The following is a 10854-nucleotide window of genomic DNA, read 5'->3' on the forward strand; positions in this document are numbered from 1 at the left end:
AAGCATTCAGAAACGGTTTTTATAAGATAAGTAGCACTGAATTGCCTGACTTTTTTCTGTATGGCAGCACCCATAATCGATCCGACGACGATGATTTAGTAAGGATCAATTTTAGTCGATAAATTGTGCGGGTGAGTTTTTATTGCCTCCTCTGTATGCTATGTGGCGGTGGAGCTCCAGGATTCATCGGGAATTGCTGTATGACATCAGATGAACTTTAATATAACGCCGATGCAGTCTCCGCCATCGATTACTCCTTATGACATGTGTCAAATCAATTCTGCCGCAGTATGCACTTTCAATGAGTTTAATGTCCAGCAAATTGTCCCTCAATTCCATTACACCATACCAACCACAGAGGAAAGTACAAATCCCCCCCAACGTAGTTATGTTGAACGGAAAAAGATCCGCGCCGATAATGAAAAAAGACGCAGGGAAATCATGAATCAAGCCTACCAGGAACTTCGAAATGAAATTCCCGGAGCATCCAATCAAAAATTAACAAAGATAGAGACTTTGGTACAAGCCACGGCATACATTCAACAGTTAGAAGAGCAACTTGGAGGCTGACCTAAAAAACAACATTTAGTCTTATAAAATTGGATTTTCAGACCAATTTGCTGTCGCTGCGGTGGGGATGTCTATCCTCGAACAGCCTCCCGGGCAGCTCAATCAAGTTAGAAAGTAAGCAGTTAATGAAATAGGAATCACTTAGTTAAAATATGGATCGGTCATTAGCATGCTGAGTCATCGATTCCCTTATCAAGTCAGTCGCTTTTCGACCAGCAATTTTGGCCTGTTCTCTGTCACCGGTATTCTTGAGAGCAAAATAGTAGGCCTTACTGTAAGCCCTTCGATAAGCCTTATGAATAGAATTCTGACACTTCATCTGGTAAGCCTTCCGGGTAGCTTTCCCTCTCCGGGACTCCTCCCAGGCACGTTTGACAGCCTTCCCTCTCTCGGACGTACGATAAACCTTCTGGTATTCCTTTTTCCTATCTGACCGATCGTGAGTGACTGCGGGCGTGAGGGGTAGAGGTATAACATAACGGGACGATTCAGGTGCTCTAAACTCAATAGTTTCCGTTGAAGCCTGCCCTTGTGTGTGTGTATTTAACGGGCCAGCGATAGCAACTGGTCGTGATGATGGCTTGGAAAAATCAGCTAATGAATTTTCTGAGGGTAATTCCCAGGCTATCTGTTGAGAGTTTTTAAAAGTTAAATCTGTGGGTAAAAAAGGATGATTAACAGGTTGACTGGAAGAATCACAAGATACTATTACATCAAGCTCTTCTGGTGTAAGCCCAGAATGCTTGAATTGATGTTCAGTGGACGGTCGTTGGGAAATTGTAAAATCTTTAAGTGCACGTGAAATTGATGGTATGCCCTGATTGCTTACCTCCCGATTTGAATATCGGGGCAATGGATCAAGTGCCTGCACCGAATAACCAGCCATGGTTCGCTGTGAGCCGCAGGTATCAGGTGGTAAAGCTGATCCTGGACAACCCTGCGAACAGGAAGAAATGGAATTTGCGTCTATGTTAAATCTGTACATTAGAATTAGTGAAATATTGAATTGCAGTTTAAGACTGTGCCTTCATTCTAAAAGTTCCTCCCTGCCCCACCCCATTCAACAATTATTTCAACCAGACCTGAAGATTTACGATGACTGTTAACCATAACGAAGGTTCGGAAAAATATGAAGCCAAAAGAGCTGAGAGCCTTTGATAAAGCGATGTTGCGAAAACGGGCTGTGATTGAAAGTGTTAACGACCAGTTGAAGAATCTTTCACAGATAGAGCATACTCGGCACCGCTCACCCTTCAATTTTGCGGTGAATCTGATAGCTGGACTAATCGCTTATACCCAGCAGCCCAAAAAGCCCCATATTGATGTAACAGCACTGACAGAAGGTTTGCCTATGGCTTTCTGAGCATCGAACTCACGTTATTTATCTTGGTAGCCATTCGATCCTGACCGAGCCTCCCAAGGATCAGAATGTTTCTGTCTTGTTATTCCATAGAGACTTTTACCTTTAAACGGCGGCCAGAAGTATGTGGATTTTGATCGACGTAAAGTGGAAATGGAGATAAGCGCTCCTTTGGTGACAACCTTTGTCGAAGGAAGCTGGGGGGGGGCGAAGCTGGGAGTCATATATGGTCCGCCCCGCGATGCAAGGAGAAGTTTTCACAATGGCTTTTAAAGAGTAATGCTTCCATATATCCGGCCTTTGGGGTAGGCAATGCGAGCGTTTTTATTGGCAACAGACACTGCTGATATATTCTTGCCCCTGCGCTGATCAAGCTCTTTAATCCAGTTATTACGGCGATCGTCGTGTTTGTCGGCTACCCTGAGAATATTCACTGGCCGGTTATTAAAGTGAATCCTGTAAATGCCAACAGCCGGAGAAACTGCATTCTTATAGTAAAAAAAGGCGCATCTAATTCAAACTATTCTTACCACTGCCAAAAAACTGGCCACTATATTTTCTCCCTGTCAACCTGCAAACAGCGACACCAGTTATACGTCAGAAATAGTTTAATTTTCCTAACCAGTTTACTTATGGTTATGGTCGTTTGCTATGTAAGACAGTCGATTGATATCAACATAAACAACTTTGTTATAAGGGATTGATTTTGATACAAGAACCAAGCGCACCCACGACAGGCACTGCCGCCGATCCGCAACCTGTAACAACCCCGGCCACAGAACTGGAGGGCCGGTGGGGAAGGTTGGGTGTCGGGGTTAGTGCGTTTGTCCGGTCGCTGAACCCCAACTTTGATCCGACAAATTCCCGGCCGCCAGTGCCCGGTGCAGCAGGCAGTGATCCTCAGGGCCCTCAGGGCATTGATAGCCTGGGTAATTTCCTGCAGATCACCGCACTGGCAGGACGTGTGGTATCAGCCTGTGGCGGCATGTCCCCGGGAATCAGTAGTCTGCTGGGCAATCTTCCCAGCCTCTTCACTGCGGGCCAATGTGCCTGGGATCAGTTTAATGCATTCACTGCCCATGCCGAGCCTGGCACGCACAGGGAAAATAGGCAGGACGGGGCCCCGGAAAACGCCAAAGATAAAGATAAAGAAAAAACCAGCAAAGCCCCACAAAATACACGACAAAAAATAACTAAATCCGTTGCCAACACGCAACGGTTTGGCCAGTTGCCAAAGACGTCCCTGGCACTGGGGGCCCTGGCCGGATTTTCCGCTGTCGGCGCATCATCAGTATCCAACCCTGGCACCGACGACTGGGTTGATGTGGCGGATGCAGGAAACCTTGGCAAAATCTGTAATGATAGGAAATCATGCGGCAGAAATTATCGGCTGACCAGGGATATTGATGGTAGGCAGTTAACCCGATCCATTGGTAGTAAAACCCTTCCGTTTCGCGGGCAGCTGAACGGTCAGGGTCATACCATTAGCAAGCTCTCCCGCTGCCTGGTAGAAAACCTTAAGGGCGGCCGTATCGATAACCTGACCCTTAGTGATGCCAAGATAACGTCATCAGCGCCTGCCGGGGTAGCGGCTTGTAAAATATCAGGCGACGCCATGGTCAGTAATATTCAGGTTGCGCGTGCTGAGCTCACCACAAACGGTGGACCCGCAGCTATTGGCGTGGGCGATGTCAACGGAGGAACCCTGACCAACACGGCTGCGGTGAATTGCACGGTGAAAACCTCCGGTCGCAATGCATATGCCGGTATTGGTGTGGGAGTTCTGCATAATGGAGCTGTTGCTAACACGGCTGCGGTAAACTGTTATGTTGAAATAAATAGTAGTGCTGGTGTTGATGCGGGTGTTGGTGCGGGTTTTTCGTTGGGAGGAATCGTTACCAACACAACTGCGGTGAACTGTAATGTTACAACACTGGGAAAAGAATCAGATGCAGGCATTGGGGCGGGATATCAGTATAAAGGAACTGTTACCGACACGACTGCGGTGAACTGCATGGTGACAACCTCCCATGCCTCTGCAAATGCCGGTATTGGGGCGGGAGTATCGAGAGACGGTACTGTTAGCCACACGAGAGCGGTGGCCTGTGGGGTAACAACCGACAAAAAAATGGCAAGCGCCGGTATTGGGGTGGGATTGAATGAAGGAACAGGAAATATTGACGACACGTTGGCAGTATACTGCACGGTGAAAACCAGCGGTCCCGAAGCATTTGCCGGTATTGGTGCGGGAGATCATAAAAGTACAGGAAAGGTTACCACCACGATCGCAGTAAACTGTAAGGTTGGCACAGAAGGACCTGATGCAGATGCCGGTATTGACGCAGGACGCAGCAGTGGAAAGGCAGATGTCGACGGCACCTTTGCGTTTAACACCAACGTTACAAGTGCTCACAAAAATACCACTGCGAGAATCACGGTAGGAGTGAAAGACCCACTTATTTGCAATACCCATACCAATGGTGTCCGGCCACAAAACATAACCGAGATATGTCCTAATGGAAATAGGGATTACTGTGCAGATTACTGTGCAGAAATTTACTGTGCAGAAATTGACCGCCGCTTGGTAACACCAAAGTGCCTGCTTAATTATGATGGTATTGCTACATTATACGGTGCCAATGCCCCTCCACCGCCCCCAATCCTGGAGACGGGACCCAAAGGTGGCACTATGACTACGACCTTTTCCAGCCCAGCTTCTGTCACGTTAGCGGGATCTCTAAATACTACCTTCGTAGCCTATATCGCCCTGGGCGTCTCTCTGGGCGTGGCACTTTTTGTGCTGGCCGGGACCGGGTTATGCGCCTACCGCCATTATCGTCAAAGATTATCAGCTCAGGCTGGCCGGAACCGTGAGGAACCCATGCCGATGCACCCCGAAGGCCGACCCCGGAGTGGCATACCGCTGTCTACTCTTCCTCAGAGCCATTACCAGCTGCCAGACAGACCGCTGCCCACTCCCCCTCAGAGACATTACCAACCGTTGTTAGACATACAGGGGAACACGGCAACAGGGGGCAGCATTTCCAGGAAGAACACTGAAAAAAAACCTGACCAACAACGCCCTGACAGCCCTTTGTACCAGGAACTGATCGGGTTTGCATCCGCCTATCGCTGGAGTTCTGGCGAATCGATGGAAATCGAGCAGCCCGGTATGATAACTGCAGACAGCAACCCTATGGTGAGCACTGAAGAAGAACCTGACCAACAACGCCCTGCCTCCCCTGTGTACCATGTATTGACCAAGCATGAATCCACCTGTAGCTATCTTGAACCGGTGGAAATCGAGCTGGCGGGTATGGTAACCGGAGACTGCAACCCCATGGTGAGCACTGAAGAAGAACCTGACCAACAACGCCCTGCCTCCCCTGTATACCATGTATTGACCGAGCATGAACCCGCCCGTAGCTATGGCGAACCGGAGGTAATTGAGCTGGCGGATATGGTAACTGGAGACTGCAACCCCATGACGAACACTGAAGAAAAACCTGCGCCTGATCGCCCTGCAAGCCCTGTGAGCCATTAACTCACGAATATGAAAGAGATCTTCCTAGTGAGAGCTTTCATGGCTGACTGAAAAAGGGGACTTGATCTTTATGCCACAAATCAACAATTCTACCACTCAACACATTGTCCAGCCCGGCATCCATAAGTCAGACGACAATAACAAACAGCGCAAAAAACCCGCCAGAGCAATATTCGTCGATCGTCAGATATCGGTCCATGAACCGACTGAGTCTGTATCGGTAAGGGCTACAAAAATCGCAAAGGCCGCAAAAGCTTTTGTGATTACCACTGTTCGTACGTCATGATATAGAGAAAGTTTATTTAAGAATATATTCGCAAATTTTCATTCTTTATGCCTATAACCCAGTAAAGAAATAATAAAATCTCTCCAGTTTTACCGGTGGAGCAGGCATCATGAGTGCTCGTTCTCCAGATTATCCACTCAACTCGGCTTCTAACCACTCCGAACAGGCAAAGGGCTACATCATCATTCGCAATGATAATGTTCACACTGCAACTGTCTTTCAGTTATCGTTTAATGGCTAGCCCGGTTGCCACTGGACGTCTGGTAGCTTGAGCTGTCGATCTGGCATCGGTGCTGTATTGACTGCCGCCCGCCCAAGCCTTGAGATCATTGAAGGCATATCAAAACGCAGGTTAAATCGATAATTGAACTCTGATAGATAACGGCCAAGATGCTTGGGGTCGAGCTTATGATAAGTGCCGGTCATCGCTGTTTTCACGTTTCCCAGCATGGTATTTACCCAGGTAAACAACTCATTCTCCATGGAAGCATGGCCACCACCGGTAATGATGGCTGTGTGCTGGCATCCGGCATCTTCGATGCCCCGGAAACAGGACAAACCATCGCTGACGGCCCGGACACCCTTTTTCAGGGCATGTTCTGCCCACTCCCGAATGGTTTTTCGTTGGAAGTTATCAACGGCATTGAACTTCATGTAGATAGGGTGGTTATCAGCATCTGTCTGAACTGCGGCCACAAAGGGAGCTTTGTTCTCTGAGCCTCTGCCCCGGCGGCCTCCATGGCGTTCACCGCCCCAATAGGCGTCATCGATCTGAACAAATCCACTCAACTGCCAGCTGTTATCTCTTTCCATCATGACCTGCATGAGTTTGTGCTTCATGCGCAATGAGGCATTGTAGGAAATGCCAAGTTGTCGATGAAGCGTCAGGGCAGAAATCCCCGCTTTATTCTGGGTGACGAGATAGATACCCAGAAACCAGGTAGCCAGAGGCAGCTTTGTTGAGTCAAAGATGGTGTTGCTGGTAAGCGAGGTTTGGCAACGGCAGCAATTGCACTGGAATTCAGCTTTTCGGTGAAGCTTGCAGAAACTGCGGGAGCCACATTTCGGGCATTGGAAGCCATCTGGCCAGCGCCAGGAGATCAGCGCGCTCTCACACTGATCTTCATTGCCGTAATTAGCCAGAAATTGCCTGATGCCAATGCCTTTTTGGAACTGAATGGTATTTTTACACATCAGTTTTACCTCCAAAAAACATGACTATCGACGTTTATTATAGCTGCTGACTCATGACGTACGATCAGTGGTAATCAGGAAAGCTTTTGTGATCTCAAAGGTGCCGGGTTTTCTCCTCCGGCAGAGGAAAGTCGAAATCACCACACCCGTAAGCAGTCCGAAAGTACAACCTGTTAAGGTTGATAAACAACAGGGATCCGGGCACCAAATACGCACTGAACGGCCACTGCCAAAGCCACCGGGTGACAATAGTGACAACCCCACCTCTCATACCAGCAATTCCCGCAAAAAATAGAAAAATGAAGATTTTCCCTTAATTGTTTTATTGATTTTTTAGACACAAACAGAACCATCAGAAAAAAAACTGATCAATAGGTTAACTTAAATACACTGAAGAAAATGGTTTTTTATTGGTAACTATGCCGTATCAGGGAATAAACTCCGGATGCTGATCATTTTTCGTTTTGGCTGTTCATCAGGTTTAACTTGCTTGCCTTTTGCTTTTGGTTCAGGTGCTCCCTGCAAGATCAGCCCCTTCATGAATAACGCCCAAGAACTAACCACGAAAATCTCAAAGAAATTTCTCTGTTTCTCCCAAAGCGTCTTTTTCCGTTTGTTAGCCGTCAGCGCTTCATTAAACAAGGGGCAGGAAAGTTCGACAATTTGATCAATCAGAAAGGCAAGAAACATCAGACAGGCAAGATTGCTTGACAGATTATCTTCACCATGACCAAAGTTGTGTTCCAGACTGTAACCCAAATTCTTCAGTGTATTAAACGTTTCATTTTCAATTAACCACCTTGCGCGTCCTCCTCGCATGATTTTCATGCAACACATATGGTTGTGAATTGGCAGATTGGTTACCCAGCTATTGAAGTATTTTACTTTCCCATCCGGATCCGTTTCCACATAGTCCACATAATTGACTATAAAGTCAGGGTGTGACTTATTTAGTGGAGCACCATTTACGTAGCGAAACGAGTGCCGATGCCCCCGTTTGTCCGTATAAGTGAATCGCCGAACTTGGCCTTTCCGGTCCAGATCATCAATGCTTTCCAGCAATGCCTTATGATCCGTGTCCTTGGCAACAGCGATAAAATGGTGGCCATAAGACCGGATGAGTTTAAGGGTTGGTCCCTTGGAATAGAGACCATCTAAACCCAGCACCAGTTTAAGGTGATAGTGTTCCCTGGCAAGGTCTTCCAGGATGCGTTCAAGGGCACGCACTTCGCAGTCATTTTTGGAAGCATCTTTTTGTTGGGTAATCGGTTCAGGCATTAATGGAATAACCGTTTTCAATCCTGGCTTTACAAGACAGATTGCTGATAACTGATGATAGTAAATGGTTGTTTTTTTTGGGTTGTCAGCGTTTTTTGTGCAACAGTTTTTACAGCTGATGGACTTTGACGTAAAGGTTTGTGTTGCATCAATGGGAGCCAGGTAGCCCTCTTTAAAATACTGGAACTGTTTCAATTTCCCACGCCGCTGACAATAAGCAAGACAGGCGAGAAACAGTGGACGAATATGTTTTGTCTGAACGAGGTCAATAGTTGATCTCAGGTAGGTATCACAAGGTATGTGTTCAACGTGATACAAACTCTTGGCATTTTCTTTAATTGTTGGCTGGTCTCGTTTGACATCGCAGGTCAGTAATGATGCATTTTTATTATGAAAAACACCAAGGCCATACATAAAAAAATCGGCAATGGAAATATTTGATGAACGCCCTTTTTGTGAGCGAGGGTCAGGAATCTCTTGAACTTTTTCAAAAACAATATCAATGAGGTCAGAGGTAACCGAATGATTATGAGAGGAAGGCATATGACACTGTGTTGGTATTTTGCCAAAAATATCCTCTATTCTAGACTGCCTAGCTGAAATTGTCCCGCAAGCTTCCAGCCCTTGGTAGCAAAGGGATTTTAGTTATTGCGGGAATTACTGGTTAAAGAGGGTGCAATTGCCTCTCCTCAAATTGAGGAGAGGCCAAAACAGGGGGTTTCAGGGCAGTTTGTGGAACATCTGTTGCTGGATCGCCTCGACAGCATCACCGCAATGGCTTCCATCGACGGAAATTATTGCGCCGACCTGGTAGTGCGCTGGGATAACCTGGAATCCGGCAGAGCGATCCCCACGGCTCACTTAAAAGAAGACGTTCAAGCTGAAGAGGCGAAACCACCACATCCCAGGTTTTGCTGGAAATGAACATGGCCACCTCCCTGAAAGCCATTGCCTTTGCCGAGGCACTGGGCTTTACCGGAAACCAGAAATTACTCTCTGCTGACCGGTTGCTGAAAAGCCAGATCGGTTTCTCGCCACTGGAAGCCATGGGTCAGAAACAACTGGTAGCACCTTGTTCAGGCCATGACGTTTACGCCTACCCAGCTTGGCCAAATGATGACACCGCCGCAGGATCCCCGCCAGGTAAATAAATTACTGGAAGCGGCAGGACTCCAGATCAAAATCGATAGTCAGTGGGTACCTACCGATCAGGGTCAGCCTCTGTTTGAAATCATTGATACCGGAAAAGCCCATAATAGCGGTGCGCCAGTGAAACAGGTCAAGTGGTATCAAACCGTACTGAACCGTTTGCAATCTACTCTCCCCAATGAATCCAAAACTGAATCGATCAATCAGGATGGCGGCTATGCTGATCCTGCGGAGGTTGGTTCTGAAACCGATGAAGAGCCTATCCAGAGAAAACAAAGGCGCAAACGCAACCGCTACGAGCTGGATGATTTCTTCTCTCTGGTAGAACTGGGCGAGTTTATTGGCCGGAGCCGCCAACATGTAGTCGAGATGTAGTCGAGGTGTTGGAAAAACTACGAATCATCAAATGGACCGGTCAGGGCAAAAAAGGCAAATACCTGCTTACCGACCGTGGTTGGCAATATGGCCTGATGTACGATCCAACGGAAACCTCGTTCCACAACCGAAACAGTAAGCGGCTGACCACCAGTAATGCCCAGCCGGTACTGGGTTATGACATTCTGAAATTTTTTTAACCAAGCCTATGGCCAACTTCATAAGAACCAGCTTCGATGGAAATTAGACATTCCTATGAACTGTAGAACAACTAAAACTAATCGAAAATCTTTCCCCTCAAAAAAGGAGCAAGTGGCATGGAAGTGAAAGCCCCTATTGAATGCATCAATTACTCAACCCGTGAAGCGGCAATGTTTATAGGTGTTTGTAAAAGTGCACTGGACAAGTCGAGAGTATCGGGAGAGCTGTTTGGCCAGACACCGCCCCCGTTTATAAAACTGGGCCGGTCAATTCGTTACCGGGTAGAAGATCTGAAGGCCTGGCTGGATCGCCAGCAAACCTGTGACAATCTGGCAGAAGCTGAAGCGGAGAAAAAGTTCGGCCAGAATCCGAACTGATTCCGAACCTGACCATATACACAAAAGGCTTCCATAAGGAAGCCTTTGTTTTTACTGCATTTTAAATCAGGTGCCTGGCGATGACCTACTCTCACATGGGGAAACCCCACACTACCATCGGCGATCGGTCATTTCACTGCTGAGTTCGGGATGGGATCAGGTGGTTCTAACCTTCTATGGTCGCCAGGCTAAGCTTTTGAGCCGGAAGCTTTAAGCTGTAGGCTATAAGCTGTCCTTGCTCTGGAATCCAGTATTTAAGCTTTCTTGCTGTACACTCTTGCGTATGGCTCCAACTGACAACTGGTCACTGACCACCGTCAACTGATTCGCAAATCGCTTTGGCGTTATATGGTCAAGCCGCACGAGTCATTAGTATTGGTTAGCTCAATGCCTCACAGCACTTACACACCCAACCTATCAACGTCATAGTCTTTAACGGCTCTTTAGTGCCCTCAAGGGGCAAGGGAAGTCTCATCTTGAAGGGGGCTTCCCGCTTAGATGCTTTCAGCGGTTATCCCGT

13 protein-coding genes, 2 rRNA genes and 1 pseudogene are annotated in these 10854 nt (G+C 47.4%); 10 read left to right on the plus strand and 6 right to left on the minus strand.

All coding sequences use genetic code 11. From position 1 onward, the window contains the following. Positions 1–210: 210 nt before the first annotated feature. Positions 211–570: a basic helix-loop-helix domain-containing protein gene (locus CX664_RS12270; protein ID WP_101747017.1), complete on the plus strand. Its 360-nt coding sequence runs from the start codon at positions 211–213 to the stop codon at positions 568–570. A 145-nt stretch (positions 571–715) separates the two neighbouring features. On the opposite strand, the gene CX664_RS12275 is transcribed toward CX664_RS12270, so the two are convergent. Continuing rightward, positions 716–1456 carry a hypothetical protein gene (locus tag CX664_RS12275; protein WP_101747018.1) on the minus strand — a complete coding sequence of 247 codons (741 nt, stop codon included), beginning with the start codon at positions 1454–1456 and terminating at the stop codon, positions 716–718. Between the two features lie 222 nt (positions 1457–1678). Between CX664_RS12275 and CX664_RS12285 the strand changes: the two are divergent. Beyond that, positions 1679–1933, plus strand: a pseudogene (locus tag CX664_RS12285) (transposase); the annotation flags it as partial. Positions 1934–2199: 266 nt separating this feature from the next. On the opposite strand, the gene CX664_RS26380 reads toward CX664_RS12285, so the two are convergent. Next, positions 2200–2364 (minus strand): hypothetical protein, encoded by a 165-nt coding sequence (locus tag CX664_RS26380; RefSeq protein ID WP_180966363.1) that lies wholly within the window; start codon positions 2362–2364, stop codon positions 2200–2202. A 272-nt stretch (positions 2365–2636) separates the two neighbouring features. On the opposite strand from CX664_RS26380, the gene CX664_RS12290 reads away from it, so the two are divergent. The 3 genes from CX664_RS12290 (at position 2637) to CX664_RS27780 (ending at position 6001) form a co-directional block, all read left to right on the plus strand. After that, entirely contained in the window at positions 2637–5474 is a 2838-nt protein-coding gene (locus tag CX664_RS12290; protein ID WP_101747020.1) for a ZmpA/ZmpB/ZmpC family metallo-endopeptidase-related protein, read from the plus strand. A 70-nt stretch (positions 5475–5544) separates the two neighbouring features. Then, positions 5545–5760 (plus strand): hypothetical protein, encoded by a 216-nt coding sequence (locus CX664_RS12295; protein ID WP_101747021.1) that lies wholly within the window; start codon positions 5545–5547, stop codon positions 5758–5760. A gap of 109 nt (positions 5761–5869) precedes the next feature. Beyond that, positions 5870–6001 carry a hypothetical protein gene (locus CX664_RS27780; protein ID WP_276328484.1) on the plus strand — a complete coding sequence of 44 codons (132 nt, stop codon included), beginning with the start codon at positions 5870–5872 and terminating at the stop codon, positions 5999–6001. On the opposite strand, the gene CX664_RS12300 is transcribed toward CX664_RS27780, so the two are convergent. Both CX664_RS12300 and CX664_RS12310 read right to left on the minus strand, forming a co-directional pair. Next, complete coding sequence (locus CX664_RS12300) at positions 5998–6954, minus strand: IS1595 family transposase (RefSeq protein WP_101747029.1); 957 nt, start codon at positions 6952–6954, stop codon at positions 5998–6000. The two genes, CX664_RS27780 and CX664_RS12300, sit on opposite strands and share 4 nt — an antisense overlap. 417 nt (positions 6955–7371) lie before the next feature. After that, positions 7372–8775, minus strand: coding sequence for a transposase (locus tag CX664_RS12310; RefSeq protein WP_101747023.1), 1404 nt, complete (start codon positions 8773–8775; stop codon positions 7372–7374). Between the two features lie 105 nt (positions 8776–8880). Here CX664_RS12310 and CX664_RS12315 point away from each other — a divergent pair, with 105 nt between their 5' ends. The 5 genes from CX664_RS12315 (at position 8881) to CX664_RS12335 (ending at position 10334) form a co-directional block, all read left to right on the plus strand. Further along, positions 8881–9156, plus strand: coding sequence for a hypothetical protein (locus CX664_RS12315; protein ID WP_101747024.1), 276 nt, complete (start codon positions 8881–8883; stop codon positions 9154–9156). 2 nt (positions 9157–9158) lie between these two features. Continuing rightward, on the plus strand, positions 9159–9383 hold the full coding sequence (locus CX664_RS12320; protein WP_101747025.1) for a hypothetical protein: 225 nt from the start codon (positions 9159–9161) through the stop codon (positions 9381–9383). Further along, positions 9346–9756 (plus strand): hypothetical protein, encoded by a 411-nt coding sequence (locus CX664_RS12325; RefSeq protein ID WP_145999974.1) that lies wholly within the window; start codon positions 9346–9348, stop codon positions 9754–9756. Before CX664_RS12320 ends, CX664_RS12325 begins: the two co-directional genes overlap by 38 nt. 5 nt (positions 9757–9761) lie before the next feature. Beyond that, positions 9762–9956, plus strand: coding sequence for a hypothetical protein (locus CX664_RS12330; RefSeq protein WP_101747027.1), 195 nt, complete (start codon positions 9762–9764; stop codon positions 9954–9956). Positions 9957–10073: 117 nt separating this feature from the next. After that, entirely contained in the window at positions 10074–10334 is a 261-nt protein-coding gene (locus CX664_RS12335) for a helix-turn-helix transcriptional regulator (RefSeq protein ID WP_101747028.1), read from the plus strand. A gap of 72 nt (positions 10335–10406) precedes the next feature. Here the strand turns inward: CX664_RS12335 and rrf are convergent. Further along, positions 10407–10522: ribosomal RNA gene (rrf, locus tag CX664_RS12340) — 5S ribosomal RNA — on the minus strand. A gap of 160 nt (positions 10523–10682) precedes the next feature. Beyond that, positions 10683–10854, minus strand: a 23S ribosomal RNA gene (locus tag CX664_RS12345); the annotation flags it as partial.

Origin of the sequence: Endozoicomonas acroporae, assembly GCF_002864045.1 — a bacterium.
In the GTDB taxonomy this organism is placed as follows: domain Bacteria; phylum Pseudomonadota; class Gammaproteobacteria; order Pseudomonadales; family Endozoicomonadaceae; genus Endozoicomonas; species Endozoicomonas acroporae.